Origin of the sequence: Micromonospora halophytica (genome assembly GCF_900090245.1) — a bacterium.
Classification (GTDB): Bacteria; Actinomycetota; Actinomycetes; order Mycobacteriales; family Micromonosporaceae; genus Micromonospora; species Micromonospora halophytica.
Window position 1 is genome coordinate 53881 of sequence record NZ_FMDN01000024.1, and the last position, 21571, is coordinate 75451.

Below are 21571 nucleotides of genomic sequence, written 5' to 3' on the forward strand. Positions count from 1 at the left end.
GTCACCCAAGGTGACCGGCGCGCGGACGGGACGGGCAACATCGACGGCCAGAGCGACACCGATCGGACGCCGGTGCCGCTGAGGGCGGAAGCAGCCGGTGGATCGGGGAGCAGCGCGGCTCAGGCCGGCGGGAGCACCTTGGCGACCAGCTTCGCCAGCTCGCGCAGCGCCTTGCCGCGATGGCTGATCGCGTCCTTCTCCTCCGGCGTCAGCTCCGCGTTGGTCCGGTCCTGGCCGTCGCCGAGGAAGATCGGATCGTAGCCGAAGCCGCCCTCGCCGCGCGGCGCGCGCAGCAGCCGGCCGCTCTGCCGGCCGTCCACCAGGTGCTCCTTGCCACCGGGCAGCACCAGCGCGACGGTGCAGACGAAGGACGCCCTGCGGTGCTCGTCGGGCAGGTCGGCGATCTGGTCCAGGACGAGCTGGAGGTTGGCCTTGTCGTCGCCGTGACCACCGGCCCAGCGGGCGCTGAACACGCCCGGCATGCCGTTCAGGGCGTCGACGGCGATGCCGGAGTCGTCGGCGATGGTCGGCAGGCCGGTGCGGCGGCAGCCCTCCCGCGCCTTGATCAACGCGTTCTCACCGAAGGTCAGGCCGGTCTCCGGCAGCTCCGGGTACTCCTCGACGTCGTCCAGCCCGACCAGGGCGATCCGGTGTGCGCCGAGCGCGCCGTCGAGGATCCGCTGCAACTCGATCAGCTTCTTGCCGTTACGGGTCGCGAGCAGGACCTTGTTCATGATGCCAGTGCCTTCCGCTGTGCCTCGGCCAGTTCCACACAGCCCGCCAGGCCCAGGTCGAGCAGCGCGTCCAGCTGCCCGCGGGAGAAGACGCCGTCCTCCCCCGTCCCCTGCACCTCGACGAACTCGCCGGCACCGGTGCAGACCACGTTCATGTCCACCTCGGCGGCGACGTCCTCCTCGTAGTTCAGGTCCAGTCGCGCCTCGCCGGCGATGACGCCGACGCTGACCGCGGCCACCGACCGGTGCATGACCTTCTCCGGCTTACCGGCGAGCGCCTTGCGGGCGGCCAGCCAGGTCACCGCGTCGTGCAGGGCGACGTACGCGCCGGTGATCGCCGCCGTACGGGTGCCGCCGTCGGCCTGGAGCACGTCGCAGTCGAGCACGATCGAGTTCTCGCCGAGCGCCCTCAGGTCGATGCTGGCCCGCAGGCTGCGCCCGATCAACCGGGAGATCTCGTGGGTACGCCCGCCGACCTTGCCCCGCACGCTCTCCCGGTCGGAGCGGGTGTTGGTCGCCCGGGGCAGCATCGCGTACTCGGCGGTCACCCAACCGAGCCCGGATCCCTTGCGCCAGCGGGGCACCCCCTCGGTGACGCTGGCCGTGCAGAGCACCCGGGTGCCGCCGAACTCGACGAGCACCGAGCCCTCCGGGTGGGTGCTCCAGCCGCGGGTGAGGGTGACCGGTCGGAGTTGGTCGGGCAGCCGCCCGTCAGGTCGCGCCATCCCTGCACCTTATGCGGTCGGGTGATCGAGGTGTCCCGGGGTGCCCACCCCTCGGCGGGGGGCGGCCGACAGGGCGCGCCGGACCAGGTCCGGGGCCGACTGCACAGTCCCGCTCACACGTCGTACGTGGCGCCGGCGCGGACCACTTCCAACGGCCCGGTGTACGCCCCGGACGCCGCCTCGACGGTCTGCGACTCGCTGCCCCAGGCCACCACGAGGTGGGTGAGCAGGAGCCGGCCCACCCCCGCCTTGGTGGCCGCCTCGCCGGCCTCCCGGCCGGTCAGGTGCAGGTCCGGCGGATTGTCCAGGCCGTCGAGGTAGCTCGCCTCGCAGAGGAAGACGTCGGCGTCCTGGGCCAGCCGCAGCAGGGCGTCGCACGGGGCGGTGTCCGAGGAGTAGCAGAGCACCCGGCCACCGTGCTCCAGCCGCACCCCGTACGTCTCGACGGGGTGGTTCATCCGGTCGACGGTGACGGTGAACGGGCCGATCGGGAAGGTGCCGGGCTGCAGGCCGTAGAACTGGTAGACGTCCTCGACCGTGCTGTCCTCCTGGCCGTACACGGCGGCGAGCCGGTCCGGGGCGCCGGACGGGGCGTACACCGGCAGCGGCGGGTACGGGCCGTCCGGGGCGTACCGGCGGACCACCACGTACGAGGCGGCGTCGAGGATGTGGTCGCAGTGCAGATGGGTGAGGAGGATGGCGTCGGGGGCGTGCAGCCCCACGTACCGCTGGAGGGTGGAGAGCGCGCCGGAGCCGAAGTCCACCAGGAGGCGGAACCCGCCCGCCTCCACCAGGTAGGCGGAGCAGGGCGATTCGGGGCCGGGGAAGCTGCCCGCGCAGCCGAGGACCGTCAGTCTCATCCGGTCGCCCCACTGTCACCGATCGTAGTCGACACGCCGGTGTCGGCACCGCAGATGATCTCTACCGACGCGTACGCCACGCTGGGCAGCCTACGCGCAGCGACAGCGGGTCAAGAATCATCTACTGGAACTTGTCATCAACGTGACACCCAGGGGCCGGCCGGCCGGTCGCCACCCGGCCCCCTGGGTGTCACGCCCAGAGCTGTCCCTCGAGGGCGTCCTCGGCGTCGGCGAGGGTGCCGCCGTACGCGCCGGTGGAGAGGTACTTCCAGCCGCCGTCACAGACCACGAAGGCGACGTCGGCCCGGCGGCCCTCACGAACCGCCTCGTGCGCCACGGCCAGGGCGGCGTGCAGGATCGCCCCGGTGGAGAAGCCGGCGAAGATCCCCTCCACCTCGACGAGCTGCCGGGTGCGCAGCACGGCGTCCCGGGTGCCGACGGAGAACCGCCGGTTGAGCACGGTGGCGTCGTAGAGCTCCGGGACGTACCCCTCGTCGATGTTGCGCAGGCCGTAGACCAGCTCGCCGTAGCGTGGCTCGGCGGCCACCACCTGGATGCCGTCGACCTTCTCGCGCAGGTACCGCCCGGTGCCCATCAGGGTGCCGGTGGTGCCCAGACCCGCCACGAAGTGGGTGATCGTGGGCAGGTCGTGCAGCAGCTCCGGCCCGGTCGTCTCGTAGTGCGCCCGGGCGTTGGCGTCGTTGCCGTACTGGTAGAGCATCACCCAGTCGGGGTGCTCGGCCGAGATCTGCTTGGCGGTGGCGACGGCCTGGTTCGAGCCGCCGGCGGCCGGCGAGAAGATGATCTCCGCGCCGTACATCCGGAGCAGCTGGACCCGCTCGGTGGAAACGTTCTCCGGCATCACGCAGACCAACCGGTAGCCGCGTAGCTTGGCCACCATCGCCAGCGAGATGCCGGTGTTGCCGCTGGTCGGCTCCAGGATGGTGTCACCCGGACGGAGCCGACCGGACTCCTCGGCCGCGCGGACCATGAACAGGGCAGCGCGGTCCTTGATGCTGCCGGTCGGGTTCCGGTCCTCCAGCTTCGCCCAGAGCCGCACCGGCGGTGCCCCCTCGGGCACCGTCGGCGAGAGCCGGGGCAACCCCACCAGAGGGGTGCCCCCACAGGCGTCGAGCAGGCTGTCGTACCGCGCCATGACGGCCGCCGTCAGCGGGCGACGGCGACGCGGCGGCCACCGGCCAGCGCGGCGGCGGCCGCGAAGCCGAAGGCGCCACCGGCGACGGCCGGCAGGATGGTTACGCTGTCGCCGTCGTTGAGCTTGGCGTCCAGCGCGCCCAGGAAGCGGACGTCCTCGTCGTTGACGTAGACGTTGACGAAGCGGTGCAGCGCGCCGGCGTCGGTGACCAGCCGGGCCTTCAGGCCGGCGTGCCGGGAGTCCAGGTCGGTGAGCAGGTCGCCCAGGGTTTCCCCGGCGCCCTCGACGACCTTCGCGCCGCCGGTGTAGCTGCGCAGGATGGTGGGGATGCGAACCTCGATGGCCATGGTGGCGTGCTCCTTGATCGGGTGTGCTCGGTGACGGGAGAGAGGGAACGGGGCTGAAGGGTCAGCGGCCCGAACACTCGTAGTCGACCGTCGCCGGGCTCTGCCCGAACATGTAGGACTGCACCGCGTGCGGGTCAACGGCGGCGTCCACGATCCGCACCGGCTCCTCGGTCACCACACCGTCGACGATGCGGAAGGAGCGGATCTCCTCCGTGTCGGGCTCGCGCGTGGAGACCAGCAGGTAGTGGGCCCCGGGCTCACCGGCGAAGGAGATGTCCGTGCGGGACGGGTACGCCTCCGTCGCGGTGTGCGAGTGGTAGATGACGACCGGCTCCTCGTCGCGGTCGTCCATCTCCCGCCACACGCGCAACTGCTCCATCGAGTCGAACTCGTAGAACGTCATCGAGCGTGCGGCGTTGTCCATCGGGATGTGCCGGGTGGGGGTGTCGCTGCCGGCGGGACCGGCGACCACGCCGCACGCCTCGTCCGGGTGGTCCCGGCGCGCGTGGGCGACGATCGCCGCGACGATCGACCGGTCGATGCTCAGCACGTCGCCCAGCCTAGCGCCCACCTGGCGGGTGCGGCGAGGCGGCGACCGTCACACTTCAGTCGATCAAGGCGTTGAGCAGGGATTCCTGCAGGTATCCGAGATAGGCGTATACCGACAGTTGGAACACCCGGGACGAGGTGGGATCCTCAGCGACCGCGTCGTCCAGCTCCTCGCCCAGGTCGGTGCCGTCCTTGATCTCCAACCGGACGCCCATCGCCAGCCGGGCGTCGTTGAGCGCCCGCAGCCACGCCTCGGCCGCCTCGGCGTCCAGCCGCACCTCGCCACCGGCGGAGTCGGGCAGCGCGGCCAGGATCGCCCCCGCCTGGTCGATCTTGGCGGTCTTGAGGTCGCCCTCGGTGTAGCGACGGAACTCCGCGGTCCCGGCCGGATCCTCCGGGTACGCGTCGGGGAAGAGCCGCCCGACCACCGGGTCGGTGTGGTCGAACCCGTCGGTGAGCAGGCCGACCACCTCGGAGGCGACCTTGCGCAACACGCGCACCTCGTCGACGGCGAAGGTGGCGACGTAACGGTCGCCCTGGCGACGGAACATGCTCACCGCGCCAGTCCTGTTCGCGACTGCGAGGCTCGCCGCCCCGACTCACTCCTCGCGCTCACGAGCGCTCCACCGTCGCCCACAGCCCGTACGCGTGCAGCTGCGACGCGTCGTGCTCCATCCGCTCCCGGGCGCCGGTGGACACCACGGCCTTGCCCTTGTGGTGCACGTCCAGCATGAGTTTCTCGGCCTTCTCCCGGCTGTACCCGAAGAGTTTCTGAAAGACCCAGGTCACGTACGTCATGAGGTTGACCGGGTCGTCCCAGACGATCGTCACCCAAGGCCGGTCGGACACCGGCACCTCGTCGGTGTCCGGCGTCTCGACCGGTGCAACCTGTGGAGCCGCCATGCCCCCCATCGTGCCACCGGATCCGGTGAACCGATGAACCGGAACGCCGGGGCCGTCGGGTTCACTCTCCCGGACCGCGGTGACCGGGCGGGGTGACAGCGCGACGACCACGCGCTCAGGCGAGCAGGATGCCGTGGTCGAGCGCATCGGAGAGCACCGCACCGAGCGAGAGACGGATCACCTCGAAGCGCCGGGACACCTCCCGGCACAGCTCCAGCTCGACCTCACGCAGCGCCCGCTGGGCCCAGGACCGGGCACCGCTCGGATCGTCGTTGCCGGGGCTGCGCCAGTGCTGCCAGCAGCCGCCGGAGAGCGCCACCCCGACCGGCGGCAGGATCTCGTCGCGCGGTGCACCGGGATGACCGACGAGCGCGTCGAGCGCCGCCGCGCCGGTCAGGTCGCCCACCCCGGCGGTGCTGGTCACCAGGAGCACCCGGTCGAGGTCCCGCCCGGACGGCTGGTCGGCCAGCCGCAGGCGGGTGGCCCGGGCGATGCGGCGCCGGACCCCCTCGGGCACCGGCGCGCCGAGCACCCGCGCCGCGGCCTCGTCGATGATCGCCCGTACGGCCTCGTCGCACTGGGCGGTGGCGAGCAGGGACAGCGCCTCCATCTCCCGGTCGAGCAGTTGCGGCAGACCCGCGCAGCCCACCCCGAAGACGATCTCCTGGACCACCCGCAGGTGGGTGTTGGCGAGCTCCAGGGCGAGGTGCTGGCGGATGCTGCGGGCGCAGGAGCGGCTCTGCCGTTCCAGCCACTCCGACCACGCCCCGGCGTCGGCGTCCGGCGGCACGCTGACCCGGCCGCGTTCACCGGGCAGCTCGGGCGGTTGCAGGCTGGCCCGGCGCAGCCCCTCGTCGGCCGCCCAGCCCACCAGCGCCCGGCGCAGGCCGGGGTGTTCGGCCTGGTGCACCGGGAACCACCGAGCCTCGGCCAGCGCCGGCACGGCGGCGAGCAGTGCCGCCCGGTGGGCCTCGACACTGACCTCCGCCGGGTCCACCGCCGGTGGGACGGACTCCCCCGTGTCCTGCGTCCCGGTCGCCGTCGCCCAGCCTCCGGTGCCCGGGGTGACCACGAAGAAGACCGCGACCGACGCGCGGGCCACCTGGGTGAGCAGGTGCAGCTCGGCGGCGCCGAAGGCCTGGTCCGCGCCGATGACGAAGAGCAGCGCGCCGCCGCGTCCGACCGCGTCGAGCAGCACCTGGCCGCCGGCGACGCCGAGGGTGTCGGTGTCCGGCGTGTCGAGCAGCCCGAAGTGGCGCAGCAGCGGCTCGGGCAGGTGCAGCTCGACCCGGCGCGGGGGTCGGGCCAGCGCGGGTCCGGCGGCCGCCTGGTCCGCGCCGTAGGAGTGTGGCTGCCGGTAGCCCGGCACGTAGGCCGCGCGGGTGGCCGTCCGGTCGTGCCGGACGAGCAGGGTGCTGCCGGTCGGCACCGCGAGCATGCCGGAAGGGACGCCCAGCAGGGCGGCGAGGACCTCACGCCGGGCGGCGCCGGCCGGGCCGGCGGCGACCACGGTGAGCGGCTCGTCGGACGCGGGCTCGGGGACCCCCAGGCGCGTCGGCAGCGGACCGCAGCGGGGCAGCCCGGCTGCCCCGCCCGGACCGCCGGGCACGTCGACCCCGGGGAGTGGGCCGGGTCTCATCGGTGGCCTCCCGGTGAGGGCGGGCAGCGGCTCCGCCCGCGTGAACGTCCGGTGTGGTGGCACCCCGGATGCCGGAAGGGTAAAGGCTCTTACCGACTGGCACGGAACACCCCGGATACTTACCGGCAGCTGCCAGATTACTCAACTTCACAGCGTGACGGTGCCCACGCGGACGGAATTCCGTCGATATGCTGCTCCGATGAGTCGGTGGTGTTTCGTCGGCCGAACGGATGAACTTGACCGTCTGCAATCGGCGGTGGACGGGGTCGAGGGACGCGGGCTCTTCTTCAGCGGTCGCGCGGGCGTCGGCAAGAGCCGGCTGCTGCGCGAGGGCGTCGCCGCGCTGCCGCCCGAGCGCTACGCGATCTGGTACGTCGCGGCCAGCACCGCCACCGCCGCCCTGCCCTTCGGCGGGCTGGCCCAGGTGCTCCCCGCCGAGCAGCCCGAGGGCCTCTCCCCCGCCGGGGTGCTGCGCTGGGCCGTGGAGGTGCTCCGGGAGCAGGCGGCCGGCCGGCGGATCGTGCTCGCCATCGACGACGCCCACCTGCTCGACCCGCCGTCGGCGGCGCTGGTCCACCTGCTCGCCCGTCAGGAGAACACCACCGTCCTCGGGACGCTGCGCAACGGCGAGCAGATCCCGCTGCCGATCCGGGCACTCTGGACCGACGACCTGGTCGAACACGCCGAGCTGGCCCCGCTGGGTCCCACCGAGACCGCGGACCTGCTCGCCGCCATCCTGGACGGTCCGGTCGACGCCGGCTCGGCCGAGCGACTGTTCCGGCTCTCCGCCGGCAACCCGCTGCTGTTGCGCGAGCTGGTGCTCGCCGCATCCGGCGGCGGTGAGCTGGACCGCCCGTACGGCGTCTGGCGCTGGACCGGTCGGCTGGAACTCGCCCCCAGCCTGACCGACCTGATCGACACCCGCATCGGCCGGCTCGAATCGGGCGTGCGGGCGGTGGTGGAGCTGGTCGCCTTCGGCGAGCCGCTCGGGCTGCACCTGCTGAACCAGGCCGCCGACCCGGCCGACGTGGAGCTGGCCGAGGAACGCGGCCTGATCACCGTGGCGCAGGACGACCGACGGTTCGACGTCCGGCTGGCCCACCCGCTGTACGGCGAGATGATGCGCCGCCGCTGCCCGGTCAGCCGGACCAGGCGGTTGCAGGCCCGGCTGGCCGAACTGCTGGAGGCGGTCGGCGCGCGACGCCGGGGCGACCTGCTCCGGGTCGCCGTGTGGCGGCTGGACTCCGGCACCGCACAGGACGGCACGCTGCTGCTGGGCGCGGCCGCGCAGGCGTTCGCCCGCTACGACGTACCCCTGGCGACCCGGCTGGCCCGCGCGGCGCTCGACGCCGACGGCGGCTTCGACGCCGCGGAGCTGCTGGCCACCATCCTCATGTTCGCCGACCGGCCGGGCGAGGCGGTCCGGGTGCTCGACGCGGTGACCGGCGAGGTCACCTCCGACCGGCGGTTCAGCCGCTGGCTGACGGTACGCGGCATGGTCACCTACTGGGGACTCAGCCGGGAGTCCACGGTGGAGGAGATCGCCCGCGCGGGTGCCGAGCTGGCCGACCCGGGCGACCAGGCGCGGGTCCGGGCCTTCGAGGCGATCATGCGGCTGCACGGCCTCGACCCGGCGGCGGCGCTGCGGCTGTCCCGGTCGGTGCTCGACCGCCCGGCCGCCGCCGTGGCGGCCCGCGAGCTGGCCCGGTGCACCATCGCCCACCTGGACGCGGCGCGTGGGCAGTTCCGGCGCAGCGCCGCGGCGATCGCCCGGGTACAGGCCGAGGCGCCGGCCTGGCGGGCCGACATGCCCTACCTCCAGTTGGCGATGGAGCTGGCCCGGGGCACCCGGTTGGCGCTCGCCGGTGACCTGGCCGGCATCGACGCGATCGCCGCGGACGAGTTCGCCGACCTGGCCGGGGCCGGCGACTTCCGGCTCGGCACCGGCTACCTGGCCATCCTCCAGGCGTACGCGGCCCGGCTGCGCGGGCGCAGCGGCGACGCCCTCAAGATCAGCCTCGGGGCCTGCGCGGTGCTGGCCACCAGCCGGGTCTACGCGGGGCTGGCGCACGCCGAGCGGGCCCAGGCGGCCGTGCTGCACGGCGACGCCGCGGCGGCGGCGGAGGCGATGGCCGAGGCGGACCGGATGCACACCCCGGGCATGGCGGTGCTGTACCCCTGGCTGGAGCAGGCGCGCGGCGCGGTGCTGGCCGCCGGCGGCGACCTGCCCGGGGCGGCCAAGCACCTCGCCGACCTGGCCGACCGGCTGCGCGCCGACGGGCTGGCCGGGCACGAGGTGCTGGTCCTGCACGACCTGGTCCGGCTGGGCCGGGCGGACGCGCCGGTGGGGCCGACCTGCACCGACGGCGGCCGGCGTACGGTGGCGCAGCGCTTGACCGAACTCTCCGACCGGGTCGACGGGGTGCTGCCGCCCCTGCTCGCCCGGTACGCCCGGGCCACCGTCGCCGGTGACGGCGCGGACCTGCTGGAGGTGGCCGACGCCTTCGCCGCACTGGGCCTGACGGTGTGGGCCGCCGAGGCCACCGCGATCGCCCTGCACGGGCTGCGCCGGGAACGCGCCGCCTCGGCCGCCGCCGCTCACCAACGGCTCGGGGCCCTGCTCGGTGCCGCCGACCAGATCCGCACCCCGGCGTTGGAGGCGCTGCGCCCGGTGCTGACCGACCGGGAACGGCAGATCGCCGGGCTGGCCGCGGCGGGGGTGACCAGCCGGCTGATCGCCGAGCGGCTGTTCCTGTCCACCCGGACGGTGGAGAACCACCTCCAGCGGGTCTACAGCAAGCTCGGCATCACCGGGCGGGCCGAACTGCCGGCGGCGCTGCGGTCGATCACGGGCCACGACGGCGGCGAAGCGGAGTGAACTCTAGGCTGGGGCCGTGAGCACCCTTCGCCCCGCGCTGCTGACCGACCACTACGAGCTGACCATGGTCAGTGCCGCCCTGCGGGACGGCACGGCCGAGCGCCGCTGCGCCTTCGAGGTGTTCAGCCGACGGCTTCCGACCGGCCGTCGCTACGGGGTGGTCGCCGGGACGGGCCGGCTGGTCGACCTGATCCGCGACTTCCGGTTCGACGCGGCGGAGGTGGACTTCCTGCGCCGCACCGGCGTGGTCGACGACGCCGCCGCCGAGTGGCTGGCCGGCTACCGCTTCACCGGTGACGTCGACGGGTACGCCGAGGGTGAGCTCTTCTTCCCCGGCTCGCCGATCCTCACCGTCTCCGGCAGCTTCGCCGAGTGCGTGGTGCTGGAGACGCTGGTGCTCTCGGTGCTCAACCACGACTGCGCGGTGGCGGCGGCCGCCGCCCGGATGGTCACCGCGGCCCGCGGCCGGGCCCTGATCGAGATGGGTTCGCGGCGGGCGCACGAGGAGGCGGCGGTGGCCGCGGCGCGCGCGGCGTACCTGGCCGGCTTCCGGTTCACCTCCAACCTGGCGGCGGGGCAGCGCTACGGCATCCCCACCGCCGGCACGGCCGCCCACGCGTTCACCCTGCTGCACGACGACGAGAAGGCGGCGTTCGCCTCGCAGGTGGCCACGCTGGGCAAGGACACCACGCTGCTGGTCGACACGTACGACATCACCCAGGGCATCCGCAACGCGATCGAGGTGGCCGGGCCGGAACTGCGCGCCGTCCGGATCGACTCGGGCGACCTGACGGTGATCGCCCAGCAGTCCCGGGAACTGCTCGACTCGCTCGGGGCGACCGAGACGAAGATCATCGTCTCCGGCGACCTGGACGAGTACGCCATCGCCACGCTCGCCGCCGAACCGGTCGACATGTACGGCGCCGGCACCGCCGTGGTCACCGGCTCCGGCGCGCCGACCGCCGGGCTGGTCTACAAGCTGGTCGAGGTGGAGGGCCGGGCGGTGGTCAAGCGCTCGGAGCACAAGGCCACCATCGGCGGCCGGAAGGTCGCGGTGCGCCGGCACAAGCCGACCGGCACCGCCACCGAGGAGGTCGTCGTGCCGCAGGGCGTGCCGGACCGGCAGCCCAACGACCGGCTGCTGCAACGCTCCTTCGTCGTGGACGGGGAGCCGGTGGCGCTGCCGTCGCTGGACGAGTCCCGGGAGCACCTGCGGCAGTGCCTGATCTCGATCCCCTGGGAGGGGTTGAAGCTCTCCGCCGGTGACCCGGCCGTTCCGGTCACCGTCGTACCGGCAAGTTGAGGAAGGACGCTCCGATGGCCAACGCCTTGATCATCGTCGACGTGCAGAACGACTTCTGCGAGGGCGGCTCGCTCGCCGTCGCCGGGGGCGCCGGCGTGGCCGCCGGGATCTCCCGGCTGCTCGCCGCCGAACCGCAGCGCTGGGACCACGTGGTCGCCACCAAGGACTACCACGTCGACCCGGGGGCGCACTTCGGCGATCCGCCGGACTACGTCGACTCCTGGCCGCGGCACTGCGTGGTGGGCACCCCCGGCTCCGAGTTCCACCCGGAACTGGAGACCGGCCGGGTGGAGGCGATCTTCCACAAGGGCGAGCACGCCGCCGCGTACTCCGGCTTCGAGGGGCACGCCGAGGGCGGCGAGTGCCTGGCGGACTGGCTGCGGCGGCACGACGTGGACCGGGTCGACGTGGTCGGCGTCGCCACCGACCACTGCGTACGCGCCACCGCGCTGGACTCCGCCCGGGAGGGCTTCGACACCACGGTGCTGCTCGACCTGACCGCCGCCGTCGCGCCGGCGACCCTCGACGTGGCGCTGCGGGCGATGGAGGGCGCCGGGGTGACGTTGCAGGGTGAGGCTGTGATGCGGGCCGCTTGAGCCGGTAAACGGCTTGCCGATGTCGTACCCCCGGCGAAGGATGACCGCCGGAGGTACGGACCATCGTGAACTTGACACCTTACCGGCAGGCGCTCGCCCTGCCCGGGCTCCGATCGTTGCTGCTGGTGTCCGTACTGGCCCGCATCCCGCTCACCGCGACCGGGGTGACGCTCACCTTCTTCGTCGTGCTCGACCTCGGCCGCGGCTACGGCGCCGCCGGCCTGATCGGCGCCGCGCTGACCGTGGGCGCCGCGATCGGCTCGCCGCTGCTCGGCCGACTCGTCGACCGGCACGGCCTGCGCCCGGTCCTCGCCGTCACCACCATCGCCGAGGCGGTGTTCTGGGCGAGCGCACCGACTTTGTCGTACCCGGTGCTGCTGCCCGCCGCATTCCTCGCCGGCCTGCTCGCCCTGCCGGTCTTCTCGGTGATCCGCCAGTCGATCGCCGCGCTGGTGCCGCAGGAGCGGCGCCGCCCGGCGTACGCGTTGGACTCGATGTCGGTGGAGCTGTCGTTCATGGTCGGGCCGGCGCTCGCCGTGGCCCTGGCCACCGCCGTCTCGGCGCGGTTCACCCTCTGGGCGGTCGGCGCGGGCGTGGTCGGCGCCGGCGTCGCGCTCTGGCTGATGAACCCGCCCACCCGCAGCGCGGACGAGCCGGTGGGGCCGCAGCCCCGGGTGCCCCGCCGGGTCTGGCTGACGCCCCGCCTGCTGGCGGTGCTGGCGGTGAGCGCCGGGGCCACCCTGGTGCTGGGCGGCACCGACGTCGCGGTGGTCGCCGTGCTGCGGGCCGGCGGCGAGGTCGGCTGGACCGGCGCCGTCCTCGCGATGTGGGCGGTCGCGTCGCTGGTCGGTGGCTTCGCGTACGGCGCGGTCAAGCGCTCCTTCTCCCCGCTGGTGCTGGCCGCCGCGCTCAGCCTCTGCACCATCCCGGTCGGGTTGGGCGGCGACCACTGGTGGCTGCTCTGCCTGGCGCTCGTCCCGGCGGGCGCGCTCTGCGCCCCGACCCTCGCGGCGACCGCCGACGCGGTGAGCCGGCTGGCCCCCGCCGGTGTTCGCGGTGAGGCGATGGGCCTGCACGGCTCCGCCGTCACGGTCGGCATCGCGCTGGGCGCGCCGCTGGCCGGCGCGGTGATCGACGCCTCGGCGCCGCTCTGGGGCTTCGCGGTTACCGGCGCGGTCGGACTGCTGCTGACGCTGGCGGTGCTCCCGCTGGAGCTGCGCCACCGTCGCGAGGCGGCCGTCACGCCGGACGTCACCGACCTGGTCCCCGCCACCACCTGACGCGGCCCGGGGCTACCCTGCTCCCGGCGTCTGACCGTCCTCCGGCTCAGGTCACCGACGTGGCAGCGCCGGCGGCGACCTCACCACGGCGGCCAACGGCACGCGCCCCGCCCCGGCACGCTCCGGCCGCCTTGCTCTGCTGCCACCGATGCACCAGATACACAGTGTGGTGGTCCTCGTCCTCCGAACACCGGGGCCCACCGGGATCGTCCCTGTTCACCGCAGTGGTGCGTTCGCGGCAGCAGAGCAAAGCGTCGCCACCGACCTTCCGCCCTCCGCCACACCGGTGACTCTCCGTCAGCGCACGCGGCACCCATCCGGTCGAAACGGTCCGCGCCCACCGCCGGGCACGATCGCCCGTCCATCGGCTCCTCGGCGGAGGCACCGAGCCTGCCGGTGGAAACGGCACGGGCGCCGTACCCCTGGTGTGGGGTGCGGCGCCCGTGGCGGTGTCGTGCGGAGCGTCAGCGCTTGTCGCTGGCGGTGTCCTCCTGGTAGCTGGCGCCACCGTCGGCCTCGGAGGTGAGCGGCTTGGCGCCACCCTCCGGCGGCCCGGCCAGGGTCTGGCCGGCGGCCAGCTCCGGGAACTTGTGGTCGAAGGCCGGCCGCTCGGAGCGGATCCGCGGCATCCGGTCGAAGTTTCGCAGGGGCGGCGGGGAGGTGGTCGCCCACTCCAGCGAGTTGCCGTGGCCCCACGGGTCGTCCACCTCGACCACCGGCCCGCTCTTGTACGACTTCCAGCAGTTCCAGATGAACGGCAGGGTCGAGATACCGGTGATGAACGCGCCGATCGTGGAGATCGTGTTCAGCGTGGTGAAGCCGTCGCTGGGCAGGTAGTCGGCGTACCGACGCGGCATGCCCTCGTTGCCCAGCCAGTGCTGGATGAGGAACGTGGTGTGGAAGCCGATCATCGTCAGCCAGAAGTGGATCTTGCCCAGCCGCTCGTCGAGCATCCGGCCGAACATCTTCGGGAACCAGAAGTAGATGCCGGCGAAGACGGCGAAGACGATGGTGCCGAAGAGCACGTAGTGGAAGTGCGCCACCACGAAGTACGAGTCGTGCAGGTGGAAGTCCAGCGGCGGGCTGGCCAGCAGCACACCGGTGAGGCCACCGAAGAGGAAGGTCACCAGGAAGCCGACGGCGAAGAGCATCGGCGTCTCGAAGGTGATCTGGCCCTTCCACATGGTGCCGATCCAGTTGAAGAACTTCATACCGGTCGGCACGGCGATCAGGTAGCTCAGGAAGCTGAAGAACGGCAGCAGCACCTGACCGGTGGAGAACATGTGGTGCGCCCACACGCTCATCGACAGGGCGGCGATGGCGATGGTCGCGGCGACCAGGCCCTTGTAACCGAAGATCGGCTTCCGGGAGAAGACCGGGATGATCTCGGTGATGATGCCGAAGAACGGCAGCGCGATGATGTAGACCTCGGGGTGCCCGAAGAACCAGAACAGGTGCTGCCAGAGCATCGGCCCGCCGGTCGCCTCGTCGTACACGTGGGCGCCGAGCAGCCGGTCCGCGGCCAGCGCGAAGAGCGCGGCGGCCAGCAGCGGGAAGATCAGGATCGCCAGCAGGCTGGTGACCAGCATGTTCCAGGTGAAGATCGGCATCCGGAACATGGTCATGCCGGGGGCGCGCAGGGTCAGGATCGTGGTGATCAGGTTGACCGCGCCGAGGATGGTGCCCAGACCGGAGATGGCCAGGCCGACCACCCACATGTTCGCGCCGATGCCCGGCGAGTGCTCGGCCGTGCTCAGCGGGGTGTAGGCGGTCCAGCCGAAGTCGGCGGCGCCACCCGGGCTGATGAAGCCGGCCGTCGCCATGGTGCCACCGAAGAGGTACAGCCAGTAGGCGAAGGCGTTGAGCCGGGGGAAGGAGACGTCCGGCGCGCCGATCTGCAGCGGCACGATGTAGTTCGCGAAGGCGAACACGATCGGCGTCGCGAAGAACAGCAGCATGATCGTGCCGTGCATGGTGAACAGCTGGTTGTACTGCTCGGGCGACAGGAACTGCAGGCCCGGCCGCGCCAGCTCGGCTCGCATGATCAGGGCCATCAGGCCACCGATCATGAAGAACACGAACGCGGTGACCATGTACATGATCCCGATCTGCTTCGCGTCCGTGGTGCGCAGCAGCCGCGCGATGGCCGACCCCTTGACCGGCTCTCGGACCGGCCATGGCCGGGTCACGACCGGCTTGGGTGCGACGGTGGTCACGAATGGCCTCCGGTTCTCGGTTGTCCCGCTCGGCACGCGCTTGTCATCTGCGAGCCGTCATCCGCAAGGAGGATAGTCCCCGGTAGGTGGCAACGCCGCTCGGGGTGGTGCGGCATGCTGGGCGGGGGGTCTGTCCCGCGATCGGGAGCGGGGCGGCGCGGGGGATCCGTCCCGCGGTCAGAGCGGGTCGACCAACAGCCGGTAGTGCTCCCGGAAGATCCGGTCGCCGCGCCCGCGCAGCAGCGGGTCGCGCAGCGCCGGCGGGACGTCGCGGGTCCGGTTGCGGTCCCGGGTCCGGTCCCGCACCCACCGGGTACGCGGACGACGGCGACTCTCGTACGCCACCAGCGCCGCCTCGACGCTGCCGGCCGCCTGCAGCGACTCGGCGAGCACCACCGCGTCCTCCAGCGCCATCGCGGCGCCCTGGCTCAACGTCGGCGCGGTGGCGTGCGCGGCATCGCCGACCAGCAGCACCCGGCCGCGATGCCAGCGCCCCAGCTCGACCTCGTCGGTGAGCCCCACCTGTACGTCGTCGCCGAGCGCCTCCAGCACGGCCGGCACCGGGCCGCCGTAGGAGCCGAAGAGCTCCCAGAGCCGGGCCGACGGATCGACCGGCGTGACCGTGCCGGCCTCGTCGGCGTAACAGTAGAGCCGCCCCGCGCCGATCGGCACCACGAGGAAGCCGGCGCGCTGGCCCAGCAGGGCGGTCCAGTCGGTGACCTCCGGCCCGTCCCGGACCACCGCGCGGTAGACCACCTGCCCGGCCGGGCGGGGCGGACCGCCGAGCGCGGCCAGGCTGCGCACCGTCGACCGGGGCCCGTCGGCACCGATGACCAGGTCGTACTCGCCACCGGTGCCGTCGGTGAAGGTGACCCCGACTCCGGCGGGCAGCAACTCCACGGCGCTGACCTCGGCGCCGTGCCGGACCGCGCCGCCGGCGCCGCTGAGCAGCACCTGATAGAGGTCGCGGCGGGGCAGTGCCCGGCAGTCACCGACCCCGGCCCAGAGCGCGTCGAGGTCGACCTCACAGAGCGGCTCGCCCGCCGCGTCGAGGAAGCGCTGCCGGTGGATCACCTGCCCGTACGGCCGCAGCGGGTCGTCCAGGTCGAGGCGGCGCAGCGCCCGCGCCGCGTTGCCGGGGAGGTAGAGACCGGTGTCGACGAACTCGTTCGGGGGGAGCTTCTCGGTGACGTCCGGCCGGAAGCCCGCCAGGCGCAGCGCCCGGGCCACGGCGAGGCCGGCGATGCCCGCGCCGACGACGAGGATGCGCAGGGGGGAGCTGCCACCCATGGTGGTGTACGCCTCCGGAGGGGGTCGGCACGCGTTGGAGGCAAGACACTACTCCCCGCGATCGACGCACGGTAGACCTGATCGGCCCTGGCGCGCACGCTCCTCGGGGCGATGACGCCATTCGCGCATCTCATTCACGTCGCCGGCCGGGCGAGCCACCCTCCTTCAGGCCGACAGCCACCCCCGCCCCCCGACCGACCTGCGGTATCGGCCGACCCGCCGGCATCTCGACGCGAGGGCGGGCGAGAGGTCCGCGGCGGCCCGCACCGGGCGGGCGCAGGAATTCACTTAACCGGTTCGGTTGCGAAGCAGTTGCAGGCATGTAAATGTGTCGACTGAACATGGGAGCGCTCCCGCCCGTACCCCCGTCCCAGTCGGCGCCCCGCGCCGTAGTCCAAGGAGCATCATGAGACGTCCACTCCGGGCCATCGCCGCGGCCGGCCTGCTGGCCGCCGGGTCGATCGTCGCCGTCGCGCTCGGCGGCAACGCCTCCGCCGACACCCAGATCTGCGAGCAGTACGGCTCCACCGTCATCCAGAACCGGTACGTGGTGCAGAACAACCGCTGGGGCACCACCGCCCAACAGTGCATCAACGTCACCAGCACCGGCTTCGAGATCACCACCCAGCAGGGCTCCTCGCCCACCAACGGCGCACCGGTGTCGTACCCGTCGGTCTTCGCCGGCTGCCACTACACCAACTGCTCCCCCGGCACGAACCTGCCGATCCAGGTCAGCCAGATCAGCAGCGCCACCAGCAGCATCAACTACAGGTACGTCAGCGGGGCCACCTACAACGCCTCGTACGACATCTGGCTCGACCCCACGCCCAAGCGCGACGGAGTGAACCAGATGGAGATCATGATCTGGCTCAACCGCCAGGGCCCGATCCAGCCCATCGGCTCCCCCGTCGGCACCGCCACCATCGACGGCCGCAGCTGGGAGGTCTGGCGCGGCAGCAACGGCTCCAACAACGTCATCTCGTACCTGGCCCCGTCGGCGATCAGCAGCGCGAACCTCAACCTGCTGGCGTTCATCAACGACACCCGCAACCGGGGCGCGATCACCAACAGCTGGTACCTCACCAGCATCCAGGCCGGCTTCGAGCCGTGGCAGGGCGGCGCCGGCCTCGGCGTGACGTCCTTCTCGGCCAACGTCAACGGCGGCGGCTCGACCACCCCGCCCACCACGACGCCGCCGACCACCACCCCGCCGTCGAACGCCGCCTGCACGGTGAAGTACACGCCGGCCAGCGTGTGGAACAACGGCTTCACCGCCGACGTGACCATCACCAACCGGGGCTCCAGCACCATCAACGGCTGGAACCTCACCTACCACCTGCCGTCGGGGCAGCAGGTCACCAACGCGTGGAACGCCACCGTGACGCAGAGCGGGTCCGCGGTGAGCGCGCGGAACGTGAGCTTCAACGGGTCGATCGCTCCTGGGGGTACTGCGAACTTCGGGTACCAGGGGACGCTGAGCGGGGCGTACTCGTCGCCGACCAGCTTCTCGCTCAACGGGGTCGCCTGCTCGCGGGCGTGACGACGGGCTGAACAACGAGGGGGCGTGACCGGCGGTCACGCCCCCTCGGGCTTTGGTCAGGCTCAGCGCATCAGCACATAGCCACTCAATGGATCAGGTCACCAGTCCTCACATGGGAAGTGCGTGGATCTGACGCAGTCGGAATCCAGCAGGAGGACCACCCGGAACCGTCCGGACTTCGCCAGCTTCTCGAACACCGACAGCCCGACCTTCTCCTCTGCGCCCTGTTCAGCAGCCACCTCCAGCACGAACGGGTGACTCAGGGAAGGCTCTTTCTCCTCTGGGTGGAAGGAGAGCCACGCCCGCATGCGCCGGTCCTCCCCGAGAAAGGTCCGCTGACTACTCGACACCTCCCGAAGCTCCACATCGAGAACCTCGGCGACCTCCGCCGCAACGCGGTCGAGGCCTGGGACGACGCCTTGCTCCGCCGCACCGAGAAGTAGGTCCACGTCCATGGTGACGACACCTCCCGTCAACAGTTGATCAGATCCCAGCCGGCACAGTCGACGTCGGTGCCGTGCTCCGTGAACGGCTTCAGTGGCACCTCCCAGCGATCATCGTCCGTGTCGGTACCGAAGACCGCCATATGGGTGAGCCTCGTCGGATTGGTGTTGTGCTTGTAGTACTCGGCCAACCCGCCTTCGCTACCGTTGAACGTATCGGCATCGACACCCCGCACCTCGATGTACACCCGGTCTGCGTGTTGGTTGTGTGCCTTACGCAGCGCATTCTTGATGGCGCTCGGCGTATTCCTGGAAACCGTCTTGAACTCGGATCTCACGCCGTCGACGTAGGCGTCGAAGCCCTTGCTGTCGCCGCCGCCCACCGCAGGAAGGTCACCTAATGGGCTGACACCGTCGCCGCGCGACTCTACGTTGTGCCCCTCCCAGGCAAGGTGGAAGGCGATGACGAACTCCTTGTCATCGAAGCCGAATTCCTTGTTCTTCTGCCGGCGCGACTCGTCGATGCGCCCAAGGGCGTGCTCGACGAGGGCGCGGAGGGCTTTGTCCTCGGCCCACCTCGCGCCCAGCTTGCAGAGCCCCGCACCGCCACCCCTTCCGCACTCGCTGCTCAGATTGCCCCGGTGAGGCGCAAAGAGATGCTCGAAATCAAAGCGGTTCTCCTCCAAGATCTGCTTGAGCCGCTTCTTGCGGATCTCCGCCGCCGCATTCGGGTCACCCGTGGCGGCCCGTTCCTCGTCGTCAGAGCTGTAGTTGCTCTGCGGACCGTTGCCGCCGCTCGAAGTGCCTGTGCCCGGCAGCTGACAGCTACCGCTACACGTCCCATTGTCGACGGCGGCGCAGTCATGGTCCAGGCAATCCAGCTCAATCAGGCCACTCGGGTCACTTGACGTGACAGGGCTGTTGTTGGCGTAGGCATAGCCGTTCCACTGTTGCGGATCGGCCCTGTCCATCACCGGGTCGACGGAGATGAACCGCCCCAGGACGGGGTCGTACTCGCGGGCCCCCAGGTGGGTCAGCCCGCTGGTCGGATCCAGGGTGCCACCGACGAACCCGCGCTGGTCCGGCCAGGCGGCCGGCTGGTCCCCACGCAGGCCGCCGTACGGAGTGCTCCGCCGCCAGGTGATCGCGCCGGAGCCGGCATCCACACTGCTGTGGGCGGTACCGTGGTGATCACTGGCAGGGAAGGAGACCCCGGCCACCCCCCGAACCGCGACCACCTTGCCGTCGAAGGAGTAGAAGCGGGTGCCTGACACCTGCCGGGTCGCCAGGTCCAGTCGCAGTTCCATTCCGGGCAGGTAGACCGTGGTGGCACCCGGTTCCTTGCGAACGAGCCGGTTGCCGTCACCGTCGTAGACGAAACTGGTGGTCTTACCGCTGACGGTGACCTCAGCGAGCTTTCCCTCAGGGTTCCAGGTCAACGTCTGACTACCGGCGCCAGTGGTGCAGTCGTTGGCTGCGGAACCAGCGGGACGACACTCGGTATTGCCGATCTCGCCATATCCGTACCGGTAGGTACGGGTACCGGAGGGGCCCGTCTCCTCGACCGACGTGAGCGTGTGCGGTTGCGTCCCGCCGGCAGTCGGGTAGCGGTAGGTGCGAACCGTGTCGGCCGCGCCCTGCAGGCCGTGAATCGTCTCGGACTCCCGGTTGCCGACCTTGTCGATACTCCAGGAGTGGTGGTAAGGTGCCGGCCCGCCTACACCCGTGACGCCCGGACCACCGGCACACGGGTCGGTGTTGCTGTTGTCGGTCGACCACGCCTCGGTCAGCCGTCGGAGGTAGTCGTAGCTGAAGCACTGGATGTCACGCGCACCACCTGACGGAGTGTCAGCGATCGAGCGGATGTTCCCGGCCTCGTCGTAATTGAAGGAGGAGTCGACGTCCACGGAAAGGGCGTGCGGCCGGTCCATGCGAGAGTTCAGCAGCCGTCCGGTGCCGCGCTCGTAAACCCAGTTGTGCACCACCTTCTTGCCGTTGCCGATGGAGAGTTCCATCCGCATCAGCTCACCCGTCCGGCTGTAGCTGGTCCCGGTGACATAGCTGCTCGCGCCGGTCAGTCCGGTCGGGCGCAACAGATGGTCGTAGCTGGTGACGACCGCCTCTGCGGGCAGGCCTCCCGCAGCCGGAGCCCCGACGCTCTGCACCGTCTCGTCCAGGTTATAGACCTGCGTGAAGTCGTAGGTCTTCGCCAGCTCGGCACCGGCGTCGGACGGAATCGTGTAGCTGATCTTGCCCGGGCGGTACAACGCGTCCAGGTTGGAGTAGGTGATCCCGTACGCCTGCTTGTTCACGTATCGAGCCGCCCAGTGCAACTGCCCCTTGGCCAGTCCGTCGTAGGACCACTCCGCGAGCTTCACATTCCCGGTCGGAAGTACCCGCCAGGTCTGCTTCTTCCGGCCCAGCGCGTCATAGACAGCTTGAATCCGTTCGCCTCGAGCATCGGTCGTGAACTCCAGCCGACTCAGCGCGTCGTACTCGTAAAGGGTCGTTCCGCGATCGGGATCCTCGTCCTTGACCTTCTGGCCGCGCTGGTCGTACGAGTACCGCCAGACATTGTTGGCGGGGCCAGCCGGTGACCGCGGCGGTGGTGCGGCCTTCGACCTGCGCGAGTAGCCCTTGGCCGCCGGACAGATCCACGAAGCCGACGTGCCACCGGTCCGCGTTCGTGGTCCACGAGGCGGCCTGCTCATCCCAGCGCCAGTGCGGCTTGCCCCGGCGGACCTCGTCGATGCCGAGCACCGCGACCGGCTCCGGCTCGGCCGGCAGCACTGCGGTGGCGTGGGTGGTGAACGCGGCCGCGACGATCGGCCACGAGATGCCGTGGTCGCGGGCAGCCTGCACGATCGTGCGACCCGCGTCGGCGACCGCCGCCCCGGCCGCCTGCCGCAACCGGGTAGTCAGCCGCGAACGGGCCGGAACCTGGGCGACCTGCTCCGTGAACGACCTGCGCGGACAGGCCGGCGTCGGGCAGAACCAGCGTCGTTTGCGCCAGCGCAGCCGCACCGGCCGCCCGGCGACCGGCAGGTCCCGCGGCCGGGTCGTGGCCCACTGCTTCACGCGCACCGCCCGCTGTCCGCACCCCGGGCAGCAT

The 21571-nt window shown here is 71.7% G+C and carries 18 protein-coding genes and 1 pseudogene; 5 read left to right on the top strand and 14 right to left on the bottom strand.

The features are described 5' to 3' along the window. Positions 1–119 precede the first annotated feature (119 nt). The 9 genes from rdgB to GA0070560_RS24145 all read right to left on the bottom strand — a co-directional run bounded on the left by rdgB (position 120) and on the right by GA0070560_RS24145 (position 6913). Positions 120–734 (bottom strand): RdgB/HAM1 family non-canonical purine NTP pyrophosphatase, encoded by a 615-nt coding sequence (gene rdgB, locus GA0070560_RS24105; RefSeq protein WP_091301762.1) that lies wholly within the window; start codon positions 732–734, stop codon positions 120–122. After that, entirely contained in the window at positions 731–1459 is a 729-nt protein-coding gene (gene rph, locus GA0070560_RS24110; protein WP_091301765.1) for a ribonuclease PH, read from the bottom strand. Before rph ends, rdgB begins: the two co-directional genes overlap by 4 nt. Positions 1460–1572: 113 nt before the next feature. Beyond that, entirely contained in the window at positions 1573–2319 is a 747-nt protein-coding gene (locus GA0070560_RS24115) for an MBL fold metallo-hydrolase (RefSeq protein ID WP_091301766.1), read from the bottom strand. A 190-nt stretch (positions 2320–2509) separates the two neighbouring features. After that, the gene (locus GA0070560_RS24120) at positions 2510–3475 is read right to left on the bottom strand and encodes a PLP-dependent cysteine synthase family protein (RefSeq protein WP_091301768.1); all 966 of its coding nucleotides are present in this window, start codon (positions 3473–3475) and stop codon (positions 2510–2512) included. 11 nt (positions 3476–3486) lie between these two features. Then, entirely contained in the window at positions 3487–3822 is a 336-nt protein-coding gene (locus GA0070560_RS24125; protein ID WP_091301770.1) for a MoaD family protein, read from the bottom strand. A 61-nt stretch (positions 3823–3883) separates the two neighbouring features. Further along, positions 3884–4372, bottom strand: a complete 489-nt coding sequence (locus tag GA0070560_RS24130; protein WP_091301772.1) for a M67 family metallopeptidase — start codon at positions 4370–4372, stop codon at positions 3884–3886. A gap of 55 nt (positions 4373–4427) precedes the next feature. Then, complete coding sequence (locus GA0070560_RS24135; protein WP_170839565.1) at positions 4428–4922, bottom strand: DUF2017 domain-containing protein; 495 nt, start codon at positions 4920–4922, stop codon at positions 4428–4430. A gap of 61 nt (positions 4923–4983) precedes the next feature. Further along, complete coding sequence (clpS, locus tag GA0070560_RS24140; protein WP_088979582.1) at positions 4984–5274, bottom strand: ATP-dependent Clp protease adapter ClpS; 291 nt, start codon at positions 5272–5274, stop codon at positions 4984–4986. 115 nt (positions 5275–5389) lie between these two features. Continuing rightward, positions 5390–6913, bottom strand: coding sequence for a P-loop NTPase family protein (locus tag GA0070560_RS24145; RefSeq protein WP_091301776.1), 1524 nt, complete (start codon positions 6911–6913; stop codon positions 5390–5392). A 199-nt stretch (positions 6914–7112) separates the two neighbouring features. Here GA0070560_RS24145 and GA0070560_RS24150 point away from each other — a divergent pair, with 199 nt between their 5' ends. The 4 genes from GA0070560_RS24150 to GA0070560_RS24165 all read left to right on the top strand — a co-directional run bounded on the left by GA0070560_RS24150 (position 7113) and on the right by GA0070560_RS24165 (position 12970). Continuing rightward, positions 7113–9791: a LuxR C-terminal-related transcriptional regulator gene (locus GA0070560_RS24150; RefSeq protein WP_091301778.1), complete on the top strand. Its 2679-nt coding sequence runs from the start codon at positions 7113–7115 to the stop codon at positions 9789–9791. A 16-nt stretch (positions 9792–9807) separates the two neighbouring features. Next, complete coding sequence (locus tag GA0070560_RS24155) at positions 9808–11094, top strand: nicotinate phosphoribosyltransferase (protein WP_091301780.1); 1287 nt, start codon at positions 9808–9810, stop codon at positions 11092–11094. Between the two features lie 14 nt (positions 11095–11108). Beyond that, positions 11109–11690, top strand: coding sequence for an isochorismatase family protein (locus tag GA0070560_RS24160; protein ID WP_091301781.1), 582 nt, complete (start codon positions 11109–11111; stop codon positions 11688–11690). 65 nt (positions 11691–11755) lie between these two features. Beyond that, on the top strand, positions 11756–12970 hold the full coding sequence (locus GA0070560_RS24165; protein ID WP_091301783.1) for an MFS transporter: 1215 nt from the start codon (positions 11756–11758) through the stop codon (positions 12968–12970). Positions 12971–13434: 464 nt separating this feature from the next. Here the strand turns inward: GA0070560_RS24165 and ctaD are convergent, their stop codons facing one another. Then, a complete protein-coding gene (gene ctaD / locus GA0070560_RS24170) occupies positions 13435–15186 on the bottom strand; it encodes an aa3-type cytochrome oxidase subunit I (RefSeq protein WP_091301785.1) in 1752 nt (583 codons plus the stop codon). A gap of 177 nt (positions 15187–15363) precedes the next feature. After that, positions 15364–16476, bottom strand: coding sequence for an FAD-dependent monooxygenase (locus GA0070560_RS24175; RefSeq protein WP_091301787.1), 1113 nt, complete (start codon positions 16474–16476; stop codon positions 15364–15366). 406 nt (positions 16477–16882) lie between these two features. Here GA0070560_RS24175 and GA0070560_RS24180 point away from each other — a divergent pair, with 406 nt between their 5' ends. Further along, positions 16883–18016 carry a glycoside hydrolase family 12 protein gene (locus GA0070560_RS24180; protein ID WP_091301789.1) on the top strand — a complete coding sequence of 378 codons (1134 nt, stop codon included), beginning with the start codon at positions 16883–16885 and terminating at the stop codon, positions 18014–18016. 98 nt (positions 18017–18114) lie between these two features. Here the strand turns inward: GA0070560_RS24180 and GA0070560_RS24185 are convergent, their stop codons facing one another. The 3 genes and pseudogenes from GA0070560_RS24185 to GA0070560_RS30140 form a co-directional block, all read right to left on the bottom strand. Further along, positions 18115–18471 carry a hypothetical protein gene (locus GA0070560_RS24185; protein WP_091301791.1) on the bottom strand — a complete coding sequence of 119 codons (357 nt, stop codon included), beginning with the start codon at positions 18469–18471 and terminating at the stop codon, positions 18115–18117. A 17-nt stretch (positions 18472–18488) separates the two neighbouring features. After that, a complete protein-coding gene (locus GA0070560_RS24190; RefSeq protein ID WP_425412703.1) occupies positions 18489–20480 on the bottom strand; it encodes an RHS repeat-associated core domain-containing protein in 1992 nt (663 codons plus the stop codon). Positions 20481–21045: 565 nt separating this feature from the next. Then, positions 21046–21571: pseudogene (locus tag GA0070560_RS30140) on the bottom strand (transposase family protein); the annotation flags it as partial.

Bases quoted from the DNA above. Each gene is read 5' to 3' on its own strand.
- rdgB (WP_091301762.1), bottom strand. From the start codon at position 734: ATGAACAAGGTCCTGCTCGCGACCCGTAACGGCAAGAAGCTGATCGAG.
- rph (WP_091301765.1), bottom strand. From the start codon at position 1,459: ATGGCGCGACCTGACGGGCGGCTGCCCGACCAACTCCGACCGGTCACC.
- GA0070560_RS24115 (WP_091301766.1), bottom strand. From the start codon at position 2,319: ATGAGACTGACGGTCCTCGGCTGCGCGGGCAGCTTCCCCGGCCCCGAA.
- GA0070560_RS24120 (WP_091301768.1), bottom strand. From the start codon at position 3,475: ATGGCGCGGTACGACAGCCTGCTCGACGCCTGTGGGGGCACCCCTCTG.
- GA0070560_RS24125 (WP_091301770.1), bottom strand. From the start codon at position 3,822: ATGGCCATCGAGGTTCGCATCCCCACCATCCTGCGCAGCTACACCGGC.
- GA0070560_RS24135 (WP_170839565.1), bottom strand. From the start codon at position 4,922: ATGTTCCGTCGCCAGGGCGACCGTTACGTCGCCACCTTCGCCGTCGAC.
- clpS (WP_088979582.1), bottom strand. From the start codon at position 5,274: ATGGCGGCTCCACAGGTTGCACCGGTCGAGACGCCGGACACCGACGAG.
- GA0070560_RS24145 (WP_091301776.1), bottom strand. From the start codon at position 6,913: ATGAGACCCGGCCCACTCCCCGGGGTCGACGTGCCCGGCGGTCCGGGC.
- GA0070560_RS24150 (WP_091301778.1), top strand. From the start codon at position 7,113: ATGAGTCGGTGGTGTTTCGTCGGCCGAACGGATGAACTTGACCGTCTG.
- GA0070560_RS24160 (WP_091301781.1), top strand. From the start codon at position 11,109: ATGGCCAACGCCTTGATCATCGTCGACGTGCAGAACGACTTCTGCGAG.
- GA0070560_RS24175 (WP_091301787.1), bottom strand. From the start codon at position 16,476: ATGGGTGGCAGCTCCCCCCTGCGCATCCTCGTCGTCGGCGCGGGCATC.
- GA0070560_RS24180 (WP_091301789.1), top strand. From the start codon at position 16,883: ATGAGACGTCCACTCCGGGCCATCGCCGCGGCCGGCCTGCTGGCCGCC.
- GA0070560_RS24185 (WP_091301791.1), bottom strand. From the start codon at position 18,471: ATGGACGTGGACCTACTTCTCGGTGCGGCGGAGCAAGGCGTCGTCCCA.
- GA0070560_RS24190 (WP_425412703.1), bottom strand. From the start codon at position 20,480: ATGCGGATGGAACTCTCCATCGGCAACGGCAAGAAGGTGGTGCACAAC.